Origin of the sequence: Rahnella sp. BCC 1045, assembly GCF_019049615.1 — a bacterium.
GTDB lineage: Bacteria > Pseudomonadota > Gammaproteobacteria > Enterobacterales > Enterobacteriaceae > Rahnella > Rahnella contaminans.
In genome coordinates this window covers 1-21,770 of sequence record NZ_JAFMOZ010000130.1, presented here as the reverse complement: position 1 = coordinate 21,770, position 21,770 = coordinate 1, and the positions used below count along the sequence as shown (strand labels likewise).

Annotated in this window: 16 protein-coding genes; 7 read left to right on the top strand and 9 right to left on the bottom strand. The window is 52.4% G+C overall.

From position 1 onward, the window contains the following. Positions 1–5: 5 nt before the first annotated feature. Together norW and norV are read right to left on the bottom strand one after the other, a co-directional pair. The gene (norW, locus tag J1782_RS14625; protein WP_217153396.1) at positions 6–1,139 is read right to left on the bottom strand and encodes an NADH:flavorubredoxin reductase NorW; all 1,134 of its coding nucleotides are present in this window, start codon (positions 1,137–1,139) and stop codon (positions 6–8) included. 11 nt (positions 1,140–1,150) lie between these two features. Then, positions 1,151–2,584 carry an anaerobic nitric oxide reductase flavorubredoxin gene (gene norV, locus J1782_RS14620; protein ID WP_217153395.1) on the bottom strand — a complete coding sequence of 478 codons (1,434 nt, stop codon included), beginning with the start codon at positions 2,582–2,584 and terminating at the stop codon, positions 1,151–1,153. A gap of 157 nt (positions 2,585–2,741) precedes the next feature. On the opposite strand from norV, the gene norR reads away from it, so the two are divergent. Both norR and J1782_RS14610 read left to right on the top strand, forming a co-directional pair. After that, positions 2,742–4,280: a nitric oxide reductase transcriptional regulator NorR gene (gene norR / locus J1782_RS14615; RefSeq protein WP_217153394.1), complete on the top strand. Its 1,539-nt coding sequence runs from the start codon at positions 2,742–2,744 to the stop codon at positions 4,278–4,280. Between the two features lie 337 nt (positions 4,281–4,617). Beyond that, the gene (locus J1782_RS14610) at positions 4,618–5,379 is read left to right on the top strand and encodes a LuxR family transcriptional regulator (protein ID WP_152323863.1); all 762 of its coding nucleotides are present in this window, start codon (positions 4,618–4,620) and stop codon (positions 5,377–5,379) included. Here J1782_RS14610 and eagI read toward each other — a convergent pair. The 6 genes from eagI to J1782_RS14580 all read right to left on the bottom strand — a co-directional run bounded on the left by eagI (position 5,345) and on the right by J1782_RS14580 (position 13,717). Further along, entirely contained in the window at positions 5,345–5,995 is a 651-nt protein-coding gene (eagI, locus tag J1782_RS14605; protein WP_152323864.1) for an acyl-homoserine-lactone synthase EagI, read from the bottom strand. The two genes, J1782_RS14610 and eagI, sit on opposite strands and share 35 nt — an antisense overlap. Positions 5,996–6,180: 185 nt before the next feature. After that, positions 6,181–7,425, bottom strand: coding sequence for a tryptophan permease (gene mtr / locus J1782_RS14600; RefSeq protein WP_152323865.1), 1,245 nt, complete (start codon positions 7,423–7,425; stop codon positions 6,181–6,183). 975 nt (positions 7,426–8,400) lie between these two features. Next, positions 8,401–9,150, bottom strand: coding sequence for a pirin family protein (locus J1782_RS14595; protein ID WP_217153393.1), 750 nt, complete (start codon positions 9,148–9,150; stop codon positions 8,401–8,403). 347 nt (positions 9,151–9,497) lie between these two features. Continuing rightward, on the bottom strand, positions 9,498–11,228 hold the full coding sequence (locus tag J1782_RS14590) for an ABC-F family ATP-binding cassette domain-containing protein (RefSeq protein ID WP_217153392.1): 1,731 nt from the start codon (positions 11,226–11,228) through the stop codon (positions 9,498–9,500). Between the two features lie 289 nt (positions 11,229–11,517). Then, a complete protein-coding gene (locus J1782_RS14585; RefSeq protein ID WP_217153391.1) occupies positions 11,518–12,759 on the bottom strand; it encodes an MFS transporter in 1,242 nt (413 codons plus the stop codon). A gap of 280 nt (positions 12,760–13,039) precedes the next feature. Beyond that, a complete protein-coding gene (locus J1782_RS14580) occupies positions 13,040–13,717 on the bottom strand; it encodes an SDR family oxidoreductase (protein WP_165060330.1) in 678 nt (225 codons plus the stop codon). 248 nt (positions 13,718–13,965) lie between these two features. On the opposite strand from J1782_RS14580, the gene J1782_RS14575 reads away from it, so the two are divergent. From J1782_RS14575 to J1782_RS14555, 5 genes are all read left to right on the top strand, one after another. Beyond that, positions 13,966–15,210: an MFS transporter gene (locus J1782_RS14575; RefSeq protein WP_165060332.1), complete on the top strand. Its 1,245-nt coding sequence runs from the start codon at positions 13,966–13,968 to the stop codon at positions 15,208–15,210. 13 nt (positions 15,211–15,223) lie between these two features. After that, entirely contained in the window at positions 15,224–16,297 is a 1,074-nt protein-coding gene (locus tag J1782_RS14570; RefSeq protein ID WP_217153390.1) for a sugar phosphate isomerase/epimerase, read from the top strand. Beyond that, positions 16,290–17,435 carry a Gfo/Idh/MocA family protein gene (locus J1782_RS14565; protein ID WP_217153389.1) on the top strand — a complete coding sequence of 382 codons (1,146 nt, stop codon included), beginning with the start codon at positions 16,290–16,292 and terminating at the stop codon, positions 17,433–17,435. Before J1782_RS14570 ends, J1782_RS14565 begins: the two co-directional genes overlap by 8 nt. Positions 17,436–17,545: 110 nt before the next feature. After that, positions 17,546–18,526 carry a LacI family DNA-binding transcriptional regulator gene (locus J1782_RS14560; RefSeq protein ID WP_217153388.1) on the top strand — a complete coding sequence of 327 codons (981 nt, stop codon included), beginning with the start codon at positions 17,546–17,548 and terminating at the stop codon, positions 18,524–18,526. A gap of 379 nt (positions 18,527–18,905) precedes the next feature. Beyond that, the gene (locus J1782_RS14555; RefSeq protein ID WP_217153387.1) at positions 18,906–19,676 is read left to right on the top strand and encodes a DUF3750 domain-containing protein; all 771 of its coding nucleotides are present in this window, start codon (positions 18,906–18,908) and stop codon (positions 19,674–19,676) included. Between the two features lie 65 nt (positions 19,677–19,741). Here J1782_RS14555 and J1782_RS14550 read toward each other — a convergent pair whose 3' ends face one another. Next, complete coding sequence (locus tag J1782_RS14550; RefSeq protein ID WP_371819785.1) at positions 19,742–21,427, bottom strand: NAD-dependent malic enzyme; 1,686 nt, start codon at positions 21,425–21,427, stop codon at positions 19,742–19,744. Positions 21,428–21,770: the final 343 nt, after the last annotated feature.

Here is a 21,770-nt window from a genome sequence, read left to right as displayed (position 1 = left end):
CGGGTTTACACGCTCAGTTCACGCAACAGCAGGAAAGCCTGTTTGGTGTGTTCCTCGCTGGCGATAAACGCCCGCAGCTGATTCTGGTCGTCCCGGCCTTTCGCCATCATGCCCTGACCGTTGAACGTGATGTCCCAGCTCAGGTCGGTGCGTGTGGTTTCACCGGCAAAGAACAGGGGTAAATCCGGCGTTTTGACCTTCACCAGCATGGCGGGAAGATTCAGCGTTTCTGCGCCGCCCATCAGGTTTTTCGCCAGCGTCATTGCGCCCATCTGCGCCGGTTGCAGGAAAGGCAGAATTCGCCCTTCAATTTCTGCGCAGTCGCCAAGCGCGTAAATGGCCGGATCCGACGTTTGTAACTGACCGTTGACCACGATGCCGCGCTGCGTGTGCAAACCGGCGTCTGCGGCGAGGGCGGTTTCCGGTTTCAGGCCGATGGCGGCGATCACGGCGTCAGCACGTATTATCAGGCCATTTTTCAGCGAAACATTCAGGCCATCAGCCGTTTTAGCCACCGATTCCAGTTCGTTATTTAACGCCAGCTGAATGCCCATCTGGCTGAATTTATGCTGTAACCGGCTGCTGATTTCCGCAGGCATCACCGAAGCCAGCAGGCTGTGGGAACGATCAACCACCGTCACCTGTTTTCCGGCGCGGTGTAAATCCATCGCCAGTTCACTGCCAATCAGGCCGCCGCCCAGTACCACAATCTGTTTCGCCGACTGCAACGCGTCCTGATTCTGCCGGTACTCATTCTGGCTGTTAAACGTGAAAATCCATTCGCTGCCCGGCAACGCAGGCAATATCGCCTGCGCGCCGGTCGCCAGCACCAGTTTCTCATAATCAAAAAACCGGTCGCCGCACACCACGCGTCTATTCCTGCGATCGATAGCCGTGACCCGCGTGTTTGAAACCACCGTGAGATTATTTTCCGCGGCAAACTGCGCCGCACTCTGGCGCGTCAGGTCATCCGCGCCTTGTTTTTGCGTGAAAACATGGCTCAGATCCGGTTTGTTGTAATCGTCTGCGCTGTCTGCGGCGATCAGCGTGACCGGTACCTGTTTATCGGCTCGGCGGATGTTTTTTATCAGCTGGCGCGCGGCAAATCCGGCGCCAATAATCACAATGTTGTGTTCCATCTGGCCTCCTTTCACAGCGGATCAAAGACGGATTTACCCAGCGCACAGCCCGGGCAAAGGAAGGATTCCGGTACGTCAGACCACGCGGTTCCCGGCGCGACATCCTGCAACGGCTCACCCAGCTCCGGGTCATAAACCCACTGGCACACGGTACAAATCATTGAAACACCGGCGTCGGCTTTCGACTCAGCATTGCATCCGCAGGCAGATTCAACGGGCTGCACCGGCGCGCTGGTTTCTTTGAGCGGATGCAAAGCCCATTCGCGGGCGATTTTGCGGCCATGTTCACGGCATTCTTCCAGCGCTTTGCCGTCCGGGCGCCATTTAGCTTTCAGTGACAACGCGATATCAAAACCGGCATCCATCAGCCGGGTCTGAATGCGGTCAACCGCGCCGCCGGTCCAGCCAAAGCTGCCAAACGCGGAGGCCTTTTTATTGCGAAAACGCAGACCGGCCAGCTCTTCCAGCATGCCTGCCACTTTCGGCATCATCACGTTATTCATGGTGGATGAACCGACCAGCACGCCTTTGGAGCGGAAGATTTGCGTCAGGATCTCGTTCTTATCGTGGCGGGAAATATTGTAGATTTTCACCGCAACGGTCGGGTCTGTGTCGTGAATGCCCTGTGCAATGGCGTCGGCCATCATGCGGGTGTTTGAGGACATGGTGTCGTAGAAAATAGTGATGCGGTCTTCCTGATAATCCGCCGCCCATTCAAGGTATTTCGCCACAATTTGCGTCGGATTGTCGCGCCATACCACGCCGTGCGAGGTGGCAATCATGTCTACCGGCAAATTAAAGCCGAGGATCTCGTTAATTTTTGGCGTCACCAGACGGCTGAACGGCGTCAGAATATTGGCGTAATAACGGGCGCACTGCTCGTAGAGCTCTGTCTGATCGACCTCATCGTTAAACAAATGCTCGTCGCAATAGTGCTGGCCAAAGGCATCATTGCTGAACAAAACGGCGTCTTCCGTCATATACGTCATCATGCTGTCCGGCCAGTGCAGCATTGGCGTCTCAACAAAAATCAGCGTTTTGCCGTTACCGATATCCAGCGAGTCGCCGGTTTTCACAGTGTGGAAATTCCATTCAGGGTGATGATGATGGCCGTTGATGGAATCAATCGCGTTGGTGGTGCAGTAAATCGGCGTGTCGGGAATGCGGGACATCAGTTCGGTTAGCGCACCGGCGTGGTCCTCTTCGGCATGGTTGATAATGATGTAATCGATCGCCGCAAGGTCGATTTCTTTCTCGAGATTGGCAACAAAGTCACGGCTGAATTTATGATCGACGGTGTCAATCAGGACGTTTTTGCCTTCACGGATCAGATAACTGTTATAGCTGCTGCCCTGATGAGTTTTATATTCGGTGCCGTGAAAATCGCGAACTTCCCAGTCACGTTGCCCAACCCAACTGATGTTATTTTTAACCTGAATAGCCATGATAGTTTCCTGAAAAAGTAATGGATGGTCTTCTTCAGAGAGCAATGACCGTGCCAGTGTTTATCATATTGATTTTAAATATTTAAATAATCTTATGAGTCATTTTGACAATACGCTATTATTGTCAAAATGACTTTAACTGTGTCGGAATGACATTATGAGCTTATCCATTCAGTCCCTGGCGGGCATTGCCATTGAGTTACAAAACGGTTTGTCCGGTGAGGATCGCTTTCAGCATCTGATTGCCAGCGTGCGCCAACTCCTCAAATGTGATGCGTCAGCGCTGTTGCGTTATGAAGAACAGCAGTTCAGGCCGCTGGCGATCGATGGTTTATCGCCGGATGTGCTCGGACGGCGTTTCGCGCTGGCCTCACATCCGCGTCTCGAGGCCATTGCCCGCGCGGGGAATGTGGTGCGTTTTCCGGCGGACAGCCATCTGCCTGATCCGTACGACGGGCTCATCCCCGGTCATGACGATCTGAAAGTTCACGCCTGCATCGGTTTACCGTTGTTTGCCGATCAGGCGCTGATTGGCGCGCTGACGTTTGACAGCCTGAATCCGCAACAATTTGATGCGTTCAGCGATGAGGAGTTGTGGCTCATCGGCGCGCTGGCGTCTTCCGCCCTCAATAATGCGCTGCTGGTGGATGCCCTTGAAAAGCAGGCGTTACCGGCGATGGCCGCGCCGAATGCGCGCAAACAAAACGTCCGCCGTCCGGAGGAGGAAATGATCGGGCTTTCCGACGCCATGCAGCAATTACGGCATGAAATCAGCGTGGTGGCCGGTTCGGATCTCAACGTGCTGATCACCGGTGAAACCGGCGTGGGTAAAGAGCTGGTGGCCAATGCCGTGCATCATCTTTCACCGCGAGCGGGAAAACCGCTGGTGTATCTCAACTGCGCGGCGCTGCCGGAAAGTGTGGCGGAAAGTGAACTGTTCGGTCATGTGAAAGGGGCGTTTACCGGCGCCATCCATAACCGCACGGGCAAATTTGAGATGGCGGATAACGGCACGCTGTTTCTCGATGAAATCGGCGAGTTATCGCTGGTGCTTCAGGCCAAGTTACTGCGCGTGATTCAGTACGGTGACCTGCAACGGGTCGGCGATGACAGCACCAAACGCGTGAATGTCAGGATCCTGGCCGCGACGAACTGCGACCTGAAAAAAGCGGTGGTGGACGGGACTTTCCGCGTCGATCTGTTCCATCGCCTGAGCGTGTTTCCGCTTTTCGTGCCGCCGCTGCGCGAACGAAAGGGTGACATCGTTCTGCTGGCCGGTTTTTTTGTCGAACACATCAAAAACAAGCTGGGGATTTCGCAGCTCAGGCTGCCTGCTGACACGCTTTCGATGCTGGTCAGCTATGGCTGGCCCGGCAATGTACGTGAGATGAAACACGCAATTGAACGTGCGGCAGTGCTGGCGCGGGCGTCGCAAATTCAGGGCGATGTCACGCTACATCGTGCGCTGTTTAACTTTTCTGAGGCCGGAAATCCGGAAGTCATGGCAGCGCCCGAAACCGAAGTCCCGGAGGTAACTTCATTCAATCTGCAACAGGTCACGCAGGATTTTCAGCGGCAACAAATTACCAAAATCTTGCAGGCACATCAGATGAACTGGTCTGCAACGGCGAGAGCGCTGGAAATGGACGGCGGAAATCTTCACCGGCTGGCGAAGCGGTTAGGAATGAAGGCGTAATATCAGAGGGGATTAAGGCGTGGGGCTGGCGAATAATGAGTCAAAATAGTTTGAGGCGCGAAAATAATAAATGCTACGGAAGCGAGAACTGTTGAAACGCGTTCGCTTCTGTAGCATTTTAGGTATAACTTCTTTTAAAAATTTCCCTGGTGTTGGCTAATGTTGCTACCTGACTCTACCGGTCAGGTTTTTTTTTGCTAATTAATTATTATGCGGTGATTATACGGGGGGAGACGCAACCCGATAGTTGTACTAAGGTGTAATCGTGCACTGTACTTTGTGACAGAAAGACCACGAAAATCAAAAGGGAAGCCGCGTCAGCCAGGGGGGAAGAGGAATGCATTCGCGTGTTAGAAATGATGAAAAAATTATCGATACGTTACGTGATTATCTCGAAAGGAAATTACTTCCTTACGGCAATCTGAAATACACCTATCTGGTGATCAATAAAAGAAATCCGGTCGACATCTTTGTCGTCACCAGCTATCCGGATGAATGGGCCGATATCTATAAATCGCATAATTACCAGCATATCGACCCGGTGGTTCTGACCGCGCTTAAACGTGTTTCGCCGTTCGCGTGGGATGAAAATCTTACCGTGCTTTCTGATTTAAAATCATCCAAAATTTTCTCGTTGTCGAAGAAATATAATATCGCGAACGGTTTCACTTTCGTGCTTCATGACCACATGAATAATCTGGGCATGCTGTCACTGATTATGGAAGCGGGCGCGGATAAAGGGCCGGAAAATAGGGTCGCTCAGGATATGGACAAGCTGCAATGCCTGCTGATCAAAACCCACGAGAAGATGCTGATGCTTAACCAGAGCGCGGCGCGTTCATCGCAGATTTCGCCATCGCTGGTGTCGGGCGGGAAACCGATTTTCTCACCGAGAGAAAACGAAGTGCTGCACTGGGCGAGCATGGGGAAAACCTACGACGAGATTTCGCAGATCATCAACATCACGACGCGAACCGTGAAATATCACATGGCTAACGTGGTGAAAAAGCTGGGGGTTATTAACGCCAAGCAGGCAATCCGGCTTGGCGTTGAACTGGAACTCATCAAACCTGTACTGGTGTCACAGGCAAAGACATAGGCCATTCACATAACGCTTCCAGCGAGGCTTCGGACTGATCGCTGATACGTCGGGCAAGGATGCCCTGGTTATGCAAGTCAATCGGCAAACGGAGCAGGTAAATAGGCTCATTTTCGCTGACAAAACCTTCTTTGATCACTTCAATTTCCCAGCCGGAACGTTTCGCAATCGTCAGCATCGCCCGGCTGACAATGGTGTATATTCCGGTGTGTCCGTGATGGCGCGCATAATTAATCATCGAAAGAAACAGAACATGGCTGATCGGGAAACGGCTGCCGAGTAATTCTTTTGCGCGGTTCTTATCCACGAAAAATCGGCTCGATTCGATATAATCACCCTCGGGTAATTTCACGTCATCAAATAGCCGGTTAAAAGTATGGGTGATCATATTCGGCAGACGTAAATCAACGAAGCGCACGCTGCACACCAGCTGGTTGTCGTAAATACCCAGCATGTAGCGCGTATCGGCATTATCAAATTCATCAAATTCCATGTCATTGCTGCACTGAACGGCCCAGTCAAGGCGGTCTTTAAACGTTTTTTTCCTCAGTTTGTAGAGATCATCCGAACGTTTGCCTGTCAGGTCGTTGTAACTCACATCGAAAATTTCCAGCATTTTTTTTCCTGATTTTGAATACGGTCGAAGGGTTATATTTGGCATCTGAATTGATTATTACAATATACAATCGGCAAATAAATCACCGTCTGTAGGGGGAATTTATTTATGAGGGGAGTTTGTGATGTAAAACAAAAAAAAGCCATGCCGCTTAGACATGGCCAGATGCCGATATTTATGCGCTTTCAGTGATAAACAGGTAACAGATTTACGCTGGAAAGAATATGTACGACCGCATTGAGCACACCAAACAGTAATACCAGCATAATCATTTTATTTCCGCCCCACACGCGATACAGCGGGCTTCCAAAGCGCTGACGCGATGCGCGAGCCATCAGTGCCGGAACGATGACTGCCCAGACGGTCGCCGCCAGACCTGCAAAACCGATCGCATAGATAAAGCCATCCGGATAAATCACGCCGCCAACGATGGGCGGGATGAACGTCACGAGTGCGGTTTTAAAGCGTCCGGTTCGGCTGTCATCAAACCCGAACAGATCCGCCAGATAGTCGAACAGGCCGAGCGTCACGCCGAGGAATGAACAGGCGACGGCAAAGTTGGAGAAGACCGTCAGCAGGAGATCTAATCCTTCGCTGTTGAGGATCTGACTCAGTGACTGTACCAGCACGTCGATGTTGCCGCCACGGGCCGCAATGCCAATGAACTCCGGGCGCGGTATGTTCCCCATCGTCCCCAGCATCCAGATGATGTAAAGCCCGAGCGCCATCAGCGTGCCCAGCAGCAGGCATTTTTTTATGATCTGGGGATTTTTGCCGTAATACTTCATCAGGCTCGGCACATTGCCGTGATAACCAAATGATGCGAGGCAGAATGGCAGCGTCGCCAGCACGTAAGGCATATAACTTGGATTAATTTCGACGCTGTTGAGTAAATTCACCGGCCTGATGTGCCACAGCAGGCTGCCGAACGTCAGGAAGAACGCGATGATTTTAGCGCCCAGCACAATTGCCGTCATGCGGCTTACTGCGCGGGTACTCAGCCAGACAATAAACGCCACGGCAAGCGCCGTTATCAGCCCGCCGAGACGCGGGGAGAAGTTCACCGACATTTCGCGCATCGTATGCTGGAGCACGGAACCGCTGGCTGAGATATAGGCATACGTCAGAATATACAGCACGAAGGCGATGGTTAGGCCGTTAAGCCGGTTCCAGTTTTTGCCCAGCAGATCGCCGGTCACCGTGTTGAAACTCGATCCTACCGGATAATTCAGGTTGGCTTCGAGGATCATCAGGCCGGAATGCAGCATGCAGAACCAGGTAAAAATCAGTGCCGCGACAGACCAGAAAAACCAGGCACCGGACATCACCACCGGCAGGGAAAACATCCCGGCACCAATAATGGTTCCTCCGATAATCATTGCGCCACCCAGCACCGAGCGTTGTGGGGTGGTCACGGAAAGCGTCGCCATAGTGCGGTTCCTCGCGTGGCTTTTATCACGATTCGTTCAAGAATTGCTGTAAAAGAATTGATAGGGGAATTGACCAAAAATCGCAGTTTTATCCTGCCTTGTTAGCCTTACGCGCCGCAATATAGTGCATCTTGTGCCGGATGTACACTGTTGAACTAGTTTGCTGGTACAAAACAGCGCATTGGCGAAGATGCCGGGCAGGGCGTGAATTGAGATGTTTCTAAAATATGAAAATGTTGATTTTTTAGGTTAAAACGCTAACCCCTATATCTGGTGCAGATCACATTTTTCATTATTATTACTTATCAAAAAAGGGAGTAAAAACCTGTGCTTAAATACAGTGTTGACACACTGCTCATAACGAGTAAATTAGAAGTCAGCCCCGCAGAGAAATGAAGTGAAGATTTTATTTCCCGGTGCATTTAACAAGTTGATAAACTTGTCAGTAATGAGATGCGATAAAGGCCACGAAGTATTTTTGTTTGGGTGATTCAATATCAGGCGATATTTGAATGTCTGTGAGATGATGCTTTAAGGCCACGCGGTAAATCTGTGCAATCGCATTATGTGGACGAAAACGCGATGATGTAACGCCTTGTAATTAAGAGTAATGTTCGCGATTTGGGTACGTAAGTCTGAAATCGAGAATATCGCGAAGAGAGTAAGGCCACGCATCAAAGAGTCTATATCGCGAGGGTGATGTACTCATTTATCCTGACATGAAAAACCAGGCTGAGTGAAATGAACAGGATAGCGATGTTATTCCATAATATTATAGGAGGATAGCGTTAACCAGTTTCAAAAATATATCCTGTGAAACGATGTACATCTGTAGAAGTAAGTATCTGTAATTAAGTTGATGAATGTTAAATACTAATTTGATAGTACCTTAAAAGCCCCGGCAATAACTTGCTGGGGCTTTTTCATTCAGGGCACTGTAATATCTCGGATTATTCGTAACACTGGCCTGTCGCCTTATTTCACATTACCGAACTTACCGCTGATAGTGCCTTCCAGAACGTATTCCGCATCCAGATACACCAGAAAACACACCAGCGTTGTCTCTTTTGTGGCCGTTGCAGGCGTCAGTGCGCTGGTTTCGTCGCTGATTGCGTCACCTTTACCCAGCGTGTGACCGCCAATCGTAATTTCGCCGTCCATCACGTATAGCCACTGCGCAAATCCCGGATGCGTGGGGATTTCAATCGTCGTGTCAGTGTCCAGACGGATATCGTAAACGTAAATGGCCTGGCGGATTTCCAGCGGAGACTCAATGCCTTCCGGTGCGCCAATCAGCGTCCATGCGTTTTGTTTCGGGCCGTCCCGACGTTCCATAAACTGCACGCGGGCTTCAAGATTCGCTTTGCGCGGGCGGATAAAAATTTGCAGCATCTCAGCCGAAACCAGAGGCGTGGATTCTTCATGCCAGAAACTTTCCCCGGCATTCATCATCATCAGTTTTTTCGGTGAAAGTGGAACGCGGTTGCCGGCAGAATCTTCGTGAACCATCGAACCGCGCCACATATAACTGAGGATTTCGTCGTTATTGTGCTCATGCATTTTCACCAGCGTCCCCTGTTCGAGATTCGCGTGGTCAATAACACTCAGCGGGCCGAAAGCATCGTCACCGCGCTCAGGCAGGATCTGCCCCGGACGCATACGCCGGATCCGGAAAGGGCCGTATTCGAAAGTCGTTTTGGGTTCAGCACGTAATACGTTAAACATGTTTTCTCCGGCAGCTTATTTTAGTCTCAGGCCAGTCTATCAAGGAGGCGAAGAGGGTGTGATCTTTTTGTTAAGAATGCGGATCTTCCTTACGCCGGGCTTACTTCTCAAAGAATATCCTCAGGAAAGCCGAAGGCGTGGCGCTCGCCCGTGCTGTTGCAAATATAGTTGGGCGAGGAAATCACGCTTTGCTTATTGCCTAAATAGAACGCTTTCTTCTCCGGCGTCGCTAAATCAAACCGGTAATATATTTCTGCTTTTTAAGCATAACCGACGCGGGTAAAAACGACAGGCTTGCACGAAAAAAGGCCGCATTTCTGCGGCCTTAAAGGGGAAATATTTAAACGTTAGCTCAGTTCCAGTAAGGCATTCAGTTCGGCGATTTGCTGTTGCCACTGGCGTTGTAATTCCGGTTTCTGATGTCTGGGCTTTCGCGCCAGATCTTCTTCCAGTTTACTTTCCAGCTCCAGCAGCGTCGCCAGCCAGTGCTCCTCTTCGGTTTCGGGAACCGCAGATGTAGCCACCTGTGGTTTTTCCGCAGCCAGGGTATTCGCCACCGGAATATCGGCGAGGATCGCGCAGACCGGCGCGAGACTGTGCCATTCCTCCAGCCGTTGCTGATGAATAAGCCAGAAGCGGTTGCAGCTTTGCGCAATCAGCGTCCGGTCATGAGAAACCAGCAATACCGCGCCGCTGAAGTTTTTCAGCGTTTCTGCCAGCTCCTCTTTACCTTCCATGTCCAGATGGTTGGTCGGCTCATCGAGCAGCAACAGCGAGTAATTCGCCAGCATCAGACCGGTAAACAGCAACCGCGAACGCTCGCCGCCGCTCAGGGTGCTGACTTTTTGCTGATGGCGGAGATACGGAAAACCAGCACCGATCAGCGCCATTTTCCGCTGTTCTTCGGTCAGCGGCGCAAAATGTGCCAGCGCATCCGACAGCGAATCCTCATCCTGTAGTTGCCGCAGGCTCTGATCGTAATAGCCCGTACGCACTTTGGGATGGAACATCACGCCCTCAGCGGTGGTTTCCGGCTGACTGTAAGCCTGCCACAGATGGTGCAGCAGCGATGATTTTCCGCAGCCGTTGCGGCCTGCCAGCGCGATACGGTCGCCGCTTTTCACCCGCAGTTCGCCAAGTTCAAACAAGACCGGCGCATCCGCGGCGGGCCGGATCTGTAAGGCAGAAAGCGCCAGTACGCGATCCGCCGGTAAGGCTTCTCCGCGCAGCCGCAACTGCCACTGATTGCCCGCGGTGACATCGGTTTGTTCTTCCCTCATCCGGTCAACCTGTTTTTCCATTTTTTTGGCCTTGCGCGCCAGACCTTCGTTGTCGTAAATACTGCCCCAGACGGACAGCCGTTTGGCGCTTTTAGTGACACGGTCGATCTCCTTTTGCTCTGCTCTGCGTCGTAATGCGTCCGCCGCATCTTTTTCGGCCAGCGCCTGACGCGCCTGCGTGCAGGGGAGACGGATAAATTGCAGCGTTTTGTCGCGCAGGATCCAGGTGCAGTTGGTTACGCTGTCCAGCAGGCTGAGGTCGTGGGAAACCAGCACAAAGCTGCCGCCCCAGTTTTGCAGGAACTGTTCAAGCCACAGCAACGTGGGCAGATCGAGATGGTTACTCGGTTCATCGAGCAGCAGTAAATCTGGTTGCCGGACCAGCGCACGCGCCAGCATAAGCCGCGTATGTTGCCCGCCGCTGAGCGTTCCTGCGGCCAGACTCCAGGTTTTTTCCCCAAAGCCCAGCGTGGCGAGCAGCACTTCGGCCTGCCAGCTTTCCGGCTGATGAAGGCTGCCGGGTAAATGGTTTTGCACCGCATCAATCAGCGTCGCATCTTGCAATGCGGCCGGAAGATGTTGTTCTACCGTCGCCATAATGCACTGAGTCGCCAGCGTCAGCTGGCCGGACGTCGCCGCCAGTTCGCCGTTGAGGATTTTCAGGAGGGTACTTTTCCCGCAGCCGTTATGACCGATAAGCCCGATGCGGTCGCCTTTTTTCAGGCCGAAAGAAATTTCCGTCAGCAAAGGGCCGAAGGAATTATCGAAGGATAAGGATTGTGCAGATAATAATGTCATGGTGCTTACTCAAGTTTTACAGGCAAAAAAATGCCTCTCGTCAATAAAGCCGACGATAACCGGTAAGCCGGAGGGAAGTTCTCAGATTGTCAGTTAGCTTCGCTCAAGCAGGTTATCGCAGCACGATACCGGTAACGCCTGAGCAGTGACGATCGCTAAGGACGAGTGAAATTAAAAAAACTTCACGGGTCAGCATGGCAATCCTCCTTATGTATTCAGTTGGTGAATGAATGAACGGATTATATTGGGGATTTCCAAATTGTTCCAGTCCCGGAAACCCCGAAAAGCGTTACGGTGTCACCGTATCATTTTCCAGCTTCTGCCGTTTACGCAAGGCCGGGAACCAGGTCATCCATAATCCCACCACGATCAGCGTACCGACGCCGCCAATCGCCGCAGCGGGCACTGCACCGACCCAGGCAGCCAGTAAACCCGACTCAAACTCGCCAAGCTGATTGGAGGTATTGATGAAAATGGAATTCACGGCGCTGACGCGGCCGCGCATATCGTCCGGCGTGTCCAGCTGAACCAGCGCGCCCCGAATGACCATGCTAATCATGTCGAAACCGCCGAGTGCAAAGAGTGCGAGCATGGAAAGCCACAACGACGTTGAGAAGGCGAAAACTAACGTCGCGACGCCAAAACCGGCCACCGCCGTAAACATAGTCATCCCGACATTGCGTTTCAGTGCACGATGGCTCAGCCAGAATCCGACGATTAACCCGCCGACTGCAGGCGCGCCGCGCAGCAAGCCCAAACCCCACGGGCCGGTGTGCAGAATATCGTGAGCGAAAATTGGCAACAGGGCCGTCGCGCCGCCCAGCAGTACGGCAAACAAATCCAGCGAAATCACGCCCAGAACGTCCGGCCGGTTACGGATAAAACTGATGCCTGCAAACAGGGTTTTGAACGTGGCAGGAACACGGCGCGGAGGTGCCTGTTCATAGCGTAAACGACTGACCATCAGGATCGACAGCAGATACAGCACGGCGCAGACCGAATAAGCCACGCCCGCCCCGGCGACATACAAAAAACCGCCCAATGCCGGGCCAACCATCGCCGCTGCCTGGCCGGAAACGCTGTTTGCCGCCATCGCGCGTGCCAGTAAATGCGGCGGAACCAGGGCCGGAAGCATCGATTGCAACGACGGCGCTTCCATCGCTTTGGCGGTCGAAATAATGAAAATCAGCCCGAGCACAATCACTTCATTAACGTGATGCGTGATCGATAACCAGGCCAGCGCGCCAATCGCCAGCCATTCGACGATTTGCCCGAGCAAGACGACGCGGCGGCGATCAAACTGGTCGGCGACGTGCCCGGCGACCAGCGCCAGTGCGACAGAGGGGAAAAACTGCACCAGCCCGATCAGCCCGAGATCAAACGCCCGGCCGGTGATGGAATAGATTTGCCAGCTCACCACAATGGAAAGCATCTGAAAACCAAAGCTGGACGCGGCGCGCGCTATCCAGAACGCCACAAATGAACGATGTTGTAACAGTGAATCTGAATCCGCTGAGGAAGCAGGAGGCATGATAAATCCCTGAAAAAAACGTTTATACGCCGCGTCTGAGCCTTATTTTGGAATAAGTTAGCCCGGCAATTATTGTGTGTACAAATTATTAACAACCAACCGACCGGCTAGTTTTACCATAAAAGAGAAACATCACAAAAGGTTCAGCAAATCTTCATATAACGGAGTCTGCCGTCATATTGTGAAGAAGGAATGGAGTTCGCGGGGAGGGGATTACGGTTGTGTTTTAGAATTAAAAACGGCCTCGGGTGAGGCCGTCAGCAAGCGCGGAACTGGGAATTTACCAGCGCAGTTTACGGCCGGAATATTCCACAAAGTGATGGCCGCCTTTGCCGCGGAATGCGTCGAACTGATCGGCAATCCCGGTGGCGCTTTCTTCTACGGTCAGCGTGGCATCTTCGCCGCCCATATCCGTTTTCACCCAACCCGGATGGACGGACAACAGCGTCAGTTCCTGTTTCTCCGTCGCTTCCTGCAACCCGCGCGTCAGCATATTCAGCGCGGCTTTACTGGCGGAATACAGCGGATAGGTGGCGACTTCATTCTCATTGAGGCTGGAAAGCTCAGAAGTCATCAGCGCCAGCACGCCGGTGCGGTGGTTGAGCAGCGGAAGGAATTCAGCCGCGGTGCGGACAGGGGAAATGGCATTAGTGAGAAGCAGCTGTAAAATTTCTTCATCGGATGCCTGATGAATGTCCTGATGGTCAGGGCCAAATACGCCCGCATTCACAAAAATCAGATCAAAACGGCTTTCGGAAAGTGCGTCTTTAACCGCTTCCCGCGCTTCGGATTTATTGATGTCCAGTTTGACCCATTCAACCGAAGACGGACTTTTGGCCGGAACGGCAGCCCGCGTTGTCGCCGTGACCTGCCAGCCACGTTTTGCCAGAACGTCCACCACACCTAAACCGATACCGCGTGAAGCGCCGATGATCAATGCTTTTTTAGAGTCAGTCATATTCATCCTTTTATTCAATGCGTAACGTTAATTTATAGTTTTCATTAAACCTGTAAAACCTCATAGCGTGAGTTTCAGTATGGGACAGCCCGCCGCTGGCAACAATGGGCTGGAGTCCGATTTTCCTGACGGGATTTTTTATCGTGAGCTTTCTCGCAAATTTGCGATGAAGCACGGGATAATAATTTTGTAATCGATTACTTTTCCTAAAACACGTTTTGTAATCGATTACTTTTTGTGAGGCGAAAATGATGTCAGCATTAGAAAGCCATGAAAAAAGTCATATCCGGCACCGTTTTCTGGTGCCTCGTTTATCACTGATGATGTTTTTACAGTTCTTTATCTGGGGAAGCTGGTCGGTGACGCTGGGGCTGGTGATGGCGCATCACAACATGTCACTGCTGATCGGCGATGCTTTCTCGGCAGGGCCGATCGCGTCAATTTTATCGCCGTTTGTGCTCGGGATGCTTGTCGACCGTTTCTTCCCCTCACAAAAAGTGATGGCGGTAATGCATCTGGCGGGCGCGGTGATCTTGTGGTTTGTGCCGCAGGCGCTGATCGCAGAAAACGGTACGTTGCTCATCACGTTGTTGTTCGGTTACACGCTCTGCTACATGCCGACGCTGGCGCTGACCAACAACATCTCTTTCCACAGCCTGAAAAACATCGATAAAAGTTTCCCGGTGGTGCGCGTTTTCGGCACGATTGGCTGGATTGTGGCAGGGATTTTTATCGGAGTGACCGGCGTCTCGGCGAGCGTCAGTATCTTCTCGATCGCCGCGGTGTGCTCCGTGGTGCTGGCGGCTTACAGCCTGACGTTGCCACATACCCCCGCCCCCGCCAAAGGCCTGCCGTTTGCACTGCGCGATCTGTTTTGTGCTGATGCCTTTGCACTGCTGAAAACCCGTCATTTCTTTGTGTTCTCGCTCTGCGCCATGTTGATCTCTGTGCCGCTCGGGACGTACTACGCGTACACCGCGTCGTATCTGGCGGATACCGGTATAGCGGATGTCAGTACCGCAATGTCCTTCGGCCAGATGTCAGAAATCTTCTTCATGCTGGTGATCCCGCTGCTGTTCCGCCGTCTGGGCGTGAAATACATGCTGCTGATTGGCATGCTCGCCTGGTTTGTCCGTTATGCCTTCTTTGCGCTGGGCGTCAGCGAGGAAGGGCGTTTTCTGCTCTATATCGGGATTTTACTGCACGGCGTCTGCTACGACTTCTTCTTTGTGGTCGGGTTTATTTACACCGACCGTGTGGCGGGGGAAAAAGTGAAAGGTCAGGCGCAGAGCATGATCGTCATGTTCACCTACGGCATCGGTATGTTGCTGGGGTCGCAGATTTCCGGTGCGCTTTATAACCGTCTGGTCGCCGGGCAAACCGTGCCGCAGGCGTGGGTGACGTTCTGGTGGATCCCGGCGATTTCCGCTGCGGTTATCGCATTAATTTTCCTCTTCTCGTTCAGATATGACGAGAAAGAGCGTGTTGAGTAACTCAGGAGGTGCAATGAAAACCATTAAAGGACCGGGCATTTTTTTGTCGCAGTTCATCGGGGCTGAAGCCCCGTTTAACACCTTAGAAGGCCTGGCGGAATGGGCCGCGGCGCTGGGCTATAAAGCGTTGCAGATCCCGTGCAACCATCCGCACATTTTTGATTTGCCGAAAGCGGCAACCAGTCAGGCGTATTGTGACGAAATTACCGCCACGCTGGCGCGGCACGGGCTGGTGATCAGCGAGCTTTCTACCCATCTCGAAGGACAACTGCTGGCCGTGCATCCGGCGTATGATCTGGCGTTTGATAATTTTGCACCGGAAGCGGTGCGCGGAAACCCTTCAGCGCGTCAGGCGTGGGCGACGCAGGCGTTAAAACAGGCGGCGGCAGCCTCTGAAAAACTCGGGCTGACGGCGCACGCGACGTTTTCAGGCTCGCTGGCCTGGCCGTATTTTTATCCGTGGCCGCCGCATAATGCGGTCTTGCTGGAAGAGGCGTTTACCACATTAGCGCAGCGCTGGCTGCCCGTTCTGGACTGTTTTGATCAGCACGGTGTGGATGTATGTTTTGAAATTCATCCGGGCGAAGATTTGCATGACGGCGTGACGTTCGGGCGTTTTCTGGCGCTCGTTAATCACCATCCCCGCTGCAATATTCTCTTCGACCCCAGCCATCTGCGGCTTCAGCATATGGATTATCTGGACTTCATCGACCGCTATCATGACCGTATCAAAGCCTTCCATGTTAAAGACGCGGAATTCGCCGCCAGCGGCCAGAGCGGTGTTTACGGCGGTTATCAGAACTGGGCTGACAGACCGGGGCGTTTTCGCTCGCCCGGCGATGGCGATATTGATTTCAAAAGTATTTTCAGCAAATTGTCGCAATACGATTATTTCGGCTGGGCAGTATTGGAATGGGAGTGCTGCCTGAAAAACGCCGAAACCGGAGCGCGTGAGGGCAGTGAGTTTATCCGCCGTCACATCATTCCGGTTTCAGAACGGGCGTTTGATGATTTTGCTGCTGGCCAGAATGACCGCCAGCAGGCACGCCGGATGCTCGGCCTGGGCGGAGATGTTTTTCATGATTAATGTCGGCATTATCGGCACCGGTTTTATCGGCCCTGCGCACCTCGAAGCGTTACGACGGCTGGGATTTGTCAATGTGGTCGCGTTGTGTGATACGCCTTTTGAGGCCGCGCAGAAAAAAGCCGGACAGCTGAATGTCCCGCATGCGTACAGTGATATCGACGCGTTGCTGGCACACCCCGGCCTGGACGTGGTGCATAACTGCACGCCGAACCATCTGCATGCGGAGATTAACCGCAAGATCCTTCGCGCCGGGAAACACGTCTTCAGCGAAAAACCTTTGTGCATGACGCCGGAGGAGGCGCAGGAGCTGGTGGCAATGGCAGAAAACGCGGGTGTCGTTCACGGCGTGAGTTTTGTCTACCGGCAATTCGCGATGGTTCAGCAGGCCGCGAGCATGGTGCGTCAGGGGCAACTCGGGAAGTTATTTTCGGCGCACGGCAGTTATTTGCAGGACTGGATGTTGCTGGAAACGGACTATAACTGGCGCGTTGATGCGGCTCAGGGCGGCGCTTCGCGGGCCATCGCGGATATCGGTTCGCACTGGTGCGATACGCTTCAGTTTGTCACCGGCAAACGCATCACCGAAGTGATGGCCGATCTCTCTATCGTCTGGCCCACGCGTAAAGCTATCGTGCAGGGCGATTCAACGTTTGCCGCCAAAGAGGCTGATACGCATTATGAAGACCGGCCGGTCACAACCGAAGATATGGGATTTGTGCTGCTGCGGTTTGATGACGGCAGTAAAGGCTGTTTCCATGTTTCGCAGGTCAGCGCAGGCCGTAAAAACCGGCTGAGTTTCGAAGTGAACGGCAGCGGGGCGTCAGTGGCCTGGGATCAGGAAATACCGCAGCAACTTTGGGTAGGGCAGCGCGCGCAGCCGAATCAGTTGTTAACGGACGATCCGGGTTTGATGAATGCCGATGTGGTTCACAGCGCGCAATTTCCCGGCGGGCACATTGAAGGCTGGCCGGATGCGTTCAGGAACATGATGTTGCAGTTTTATACTGCCGTCAGGGAAGGGCGTCCACCGGCCAAAGATCACAGCCCGTTTGCCACTTTTTATGAAGGCGCCCGCGTGATGTCCGTTGTCGATGCCATTTTGCAAAGTCACCGGCAGCAGCGCTGGGTAAGGGTTTAAGTCCTTTCTTCACGCCCGGCGCAAAGATAACGCCGGGCTTCCATTCATGCCATCTCCGATCTGTGGTAGCCTCTGGCAAAAAAGAGCAGACCGCAGGATGTGTTGTCGTTATGTCGATTCAGAAAATTGCCAAACTGGCCGGTGTCTCGGTGGCAACGGTATCGCGTGTACTCAATAACAGCGATTCCGTCAAAAGCAAAAACCGCGAACGTGTACTGGAAGCGATCAGGGAAAGTAACTACCAGCCCAATTTATTGGCCCGCCAGTTGAGAACGTCCAGAAGCTCAATGATCCTGGTGATGGTCTCGAATATCGCCAATCCGTTTTGTGCTGATGTTGTGAAAGGCATTGAAGAAGAAGCCGAAAAGAACGGCTACCGTATTCTTTTGTGCAATTCCGGCTCCGACATCGAACGCTCTAAATCCAGCCTCGGCCTGCTTTCCGGCAAAATGGTCGACGGCATTATCACCATGGATGCCTTTTCCAAACTCCCCGAACTGACGAGTATGATCGGTCAGACGCCGTGGGTGCAGTGCGCCGAATACGCGGATACGGGGGACGTTTCCTGCGTCGGGATCAGTGACACCGACGCCTCCGAGTTTGCCATCCGGCATCTGATTGCCCGCGGTTGTCGTCGTATTGCACTTATCAACCACGACCTGAGCTACAAATATGCCCGGCTGCGAGAACAGGGGTACAAAACGGTGATGCAGGAACAAGAGCACGGTTATGAAGCCATTGAATATGCCAGCGAGTTGAGTTTTAGCGCGGGAAAAGCGGCGATGGGAAAATTGCTGCAAGCCGCGGAACAACCTGATGGTGTGTTTGCCGTCTCCGACACGCTGGCCGCAGGCGCGATGCGTGCTATCGGGGACACCGGGCTGAAGGTTCCGCAGGATATTGCGGTCATTGGCTTTGATGGCACCGAACTGGCCGAAATGGTTTCTCCGCAGCTCACGACCATCCAACAACCCTCGCGCGATATTGGCCGGCAGGCGGTTTCCTTACTGATTAAAAAAATCGATAACCCCGAATCTCCGGCAGAACGCCTGATGATGGACTGGCATTTTATTGTACGCGCGAGTGCCTGAGTTAAATTGCCCGCAGCGAGGCGGGCATTTCCATTATTTCTCTGTTGCTGACAGCGCTTTGCTCAGGTTTTTGTAGGAAGTGGTTTATCGCAGGCCGGTTTCGCAGCGTGTACAGGCAAAGCGACCAGAGAACACAACACTAACAATCCGCCTGAGAGGTGAGATTTTAAAAGCATACTTATTTCCTTCATTTTTGTAATCGATTACAAAATTTACACTTAAAAAGTAATCGATTACAAAACATAGGTAGGATGATGATCAGGAGTGTGAGGGCGCTCACAAATCAGGTTTCCCAAAGGGCCAGACTTTCACGTTGCCAGCCTTGTTATGAATGCGTACTGTTGTTCTTTCGAAATGGCTGACAAGAGTGAGTGAAAAAATGGCCGTTAAATGGATAATTCTATGTTTTGTAGGAATTTTGTTGCTGTCATTGGGTTACAGTTATGCCAGGGCGTCGCACACTAAAACAGAGCCTGCCAGTCAGAACTGGGCGACGGCGCGTCGTGATTCTGCGGGTATTGCGCCGGATCCGGTCAGACTACGCAGTACTGCAATTATCCAGATATATGCCGCGCCGACCTATGGCTGGCGCGGGCTGGTGGCGGTACATCCGTGGATTATTTTTAAACGTGAAGGCGAAACGGCGTATACACGTTATGACGTCATTAGCTGGGGCAGCACGGACGTTGTTCGCCGCAATTATGCCCTCCCTGACGGTTACTGGTTTGGGTCAAAGCCCAAATTACTGGTCGATCATCGCGGGGCTCAGGCAGAAGCGATGATCCCCAATATTGTCGCGGCGATTAAACGTTATCCGTATCCGCATACCTATCACGCGTGGCCGGGGCCCAACAGCAACACATTTATGGCGCACATTGGCCGCGAAGTGCCGGATCTCCAACTTGATATGCCGTCTAACGCCATTGGCAAAGATTATCGCGGCATCACAAACCCGATCGGTTTGCCACCTTCAGGGCGTGGTGTGCAGGTTTCAGTGCTGGGGCTTTTGGGCGTCACGCTTGGCGTTGAAGAAGGTGTTGAAGTGAATGTGTTAGGGCTGAATCTGGGAATTGATTTCAAAAATCCGGCGCTGCGTTTGCCGTTTGTAGGGCGCGTTGGTTTTGATAATCCGCAAAATGCCGGGCTTTAGCGTTTATTCCCCGGATGTACTTCAGAATTAAAAATGGCCGGTATCTCTCCGGCCAGACAAAATGATCAGAACGATGAATGCTTGTAAGAACGGTATTCTGGCTTCCAAAATTCAGTATCAAGACGATTTTGCAGTGTCTCTTGCGATATTTCCGGCGCCACACCTTCCTGCTGCGCCACACGGGCGACTTCGGCGGCAATCACTTTCGACACGTGCTGAATATCGGCAATAGCCGGTAACAGCGAACCTTTACCGGTGGTTGCCAGCGGAGATAAGCTCGCCAGCGCCTGACTGGCGGCCAGCAACATTCCATCAGTAACGCGACGCGCTTTGGCGGCCAGGATCCCTAAACCTAAACCGGGAAAGATATACGCATTGTTACATTGCGGGATCGGGTAGGTGCGGTCCTGATAATGCACAGGGGCAAACGGGCTGCCGGTGGCCATCAGCGCGGCGCCTTCTGTCCACGCAATCACATCCTGCGGGCGGGCTTCAGCGCGCGATGTCGGATTCGACAGCGGCATGATGATCGGATGGTGACAATTGTGGTGCATTTCACGGATGATTTCTTCTGTGAATAGCCCCGGTTGCCCGGAAACGCCAATCAGTATTGTCGGTTTGGAGTTGTGCACAACATCCTGTAAAGAGATATTTTGTGCATCGACTTTCCAGTGGGCAATGTTGGCTTTGCGCGTGACCAGTTTGCGCTGGAAACCGAGCACGTTCGGCATGTCATCCGTCAGCAGGCCAAAGCGATCCACCATAAAGACCTGGCTGCGCGCTTCATCTTCCGTAGCGCCTTCGGCAATCATCTGCGCAACAATTTTTTCTGCGATACCGCAGCCGGCAGAACCCGCGCCAAGGAAAGTGACGCGCTGGTCGCGCAGTTGCGTTCCGGCGGCATGGCTGGCGGCAATCAGGCAGCCCAGCGTGACAGCGGCGGTGCCCTGAATATCATCATTGAAGCAGCAAAGCTCTTCGCGATAACGCTCCAGCAAGGGCATCGCGTTGGTTTGCGCGAAATCCTCGAACTGAAGTAATACGTCCGGCCAGCGTGTTTTTACCGCCTGAATGAACATATCCATGAATTCATTGTATTCACCGTCAGTAATGCGCGGGTGGCGCCAGCCCATATACAGCGGATCGTCGAGGCGCTGCGCATTATTGGTGCCGACGTCGAGCATGATCGGCAACGTATTGGCCGGGTTGATCCCGCCGCAGGAGGTATATAACGACAGTTTACCGATAGGAATACCCATCCCGCCGATGCCCTGATCGCCCAGCCCCAGAATGCGTTCGCCGTCGGTGACGACGATCACCCGGATGTCATTCTTGGAGAAGTTTTGCAGCATTTCATCAATGTGGTCGCGGTCTGGGTAGGAGATAAACAACCCTCTCGCCCGGCGGTAGATATCAGAGAAATGCTCGCAGGCTTCGCCAACGGTCGGGGTGTAAATGATCGGTAGCATTTCTTCCAGATGAGAATTCACCAGGTTATAGAAGAGTGTTTCGTTGGTGTCCTGGATATTGCGCAGATAGACGTGTTTGGAGATATCACGTTTGAATTCAGAGAATTGAGTGTATGCACGGTCGGTCTGTTCGCTGATGGTTTCAACCTGATTTGGCAGCAATCCATTCAGATTAAGCGCGAGACGTTCTTCGCGGCTGAAGGCCGAACCTTTGTTCAGCAGCGGATTTTCGAGTAACAGCGAACCGGTGTAATGCGTGTAGAGTGGGCGTTTTTTTAACATCATTAAGCCTTAGAGTTTGTACTCAGTGATTTCCCCGGGCGTTATTTCTTCGCCTCAGGATCCCTCGCAGTAAAATCCTATAAACAATCGAATTGGAGTGAATGGGAAATAAAGACAATGGCGCACAGCAGCCGGAAATAGTATTTATTATTGTCTTGTTTTTATATCACGCGAGTGGGGAGGGTTCTGGTTACACAAATTACAAAAGCATTTAAATACTTACTTAGTGATGAAAGACGTCAGTGTGTTGTTGGATATTTCAGAATAATTCAACGTAAGTAACAAAATGACTCTGAACTTAAGTTAAATAATTGATATTAATGTAACTCATTGAAATTTATGT

Bases quoted from the DNA above. Each gene is read 5' to 3' on its own strand.
- J1782_RS14595 (WP_217153393.1), bottom strand. From the start codon at position 9,150: ATGTTTAACGTATTACGTGCTGAACCCAAAACGACTTTCGAATACGGC.
- J1782_RS14590 (WP_217153392.1), bottom strand. From the start codon at position 11,228: ATGACATTATTATCTGCACAATCCTTATCCTTCGATAATTCCTTCGGC.
- eagI (WP_152323864.1), bottom strand. From the start codon at position 5,995: ATGCTGGAAATTTTCGATGTGAGTTACAACGACCTGACAGGCAAACGT.
- J1782_RS14585 (WP_217153391.1), bottom strand. From the start codon at position 12,759: ATGCCTCCTGCTTCCTCAGCGGATTCAGATTCACTGTTACAACATCGT.
- norR (WP_217153394.1), top strand. From the start codon at position 2,742: ATGAGCTTATCCATTCAGTCCCTGGCGGGCATTGCCATTGAGTTACAA.
- J1782_RS14580 (WP_165060330.1), bottom strand. From the start codon at position 13,717: ATGACTGACTCTAAAAAAGCATTGATCATCGGCGCTTCACGCGGTATC.
- norV (WP_217153395.1), bottom strand. From the start codon at position 2,584: ATGGCTATTCAGGTTAAAAATAACATCAGTTGGGTTGGGCAACGTGAC.
- mtr (WP_152323865.1), bottom strand. From the start codon at position 7,425: ATGGCGACGCTTTCCGTGACCACCCCACAACGCTCGGTGCTGGGTGGC.
- J1782_RS14570 (WP_217153390.1), top strand. From the start codon at position 15,224: ATGAAAACCATTAAAGGACCGGGCATTTTTTTGTCGCAGTTCATCGGG.
- J1782_RS14550 (WP_371819785.1), bottom strand. From the start codon at position 21,427: ATGTTAAAAAAACGCCCACTCTACACGCATTACACCGGTTCGCTGTTA.
- norW (WP_217153396.1), bottom strand. From the start codon at position 1,139: ATGGAACACAACATTGTGATTATTGGCGCCGGATTTGCCGCGCGCCAG.
- J1782_RS14575 (WP_165060332.1), top strand. From the start codon at position 13,966: ATGATGTCAGCATTAGAAAGCCATGAAAAAAGTCATATCCGGCACCGT.
- J1782_RS14610 (WP_152323863.1), top strand. From the start codon at position 4,618: ATGCATTCGCGTGTTAGAAATGATGAAAAAATTATCGATACGTTACGT.
- J1782_RS14555 (WP_217153387.1), top strand. From the start codon at position 18,906: ATGGCCGTTAAATGGATAATTCTATGTTTTGTAGGAATTTTGTTGCTG.
- J1782_RS14565 (WP_217153389.1), top strand. From the start codon at position 16,290: ATGATTAATGTCGGCATTATCGGCACCGGTTTTATCGGCCCTGCGCAC.
- J1782_RS14560 (WP_217153388.1), top strand. From the start codon at position 17,546: ATGTCGATTCAGAAAATTGCCAAACTGGCCGGTGTCTCGGTGGCAACG.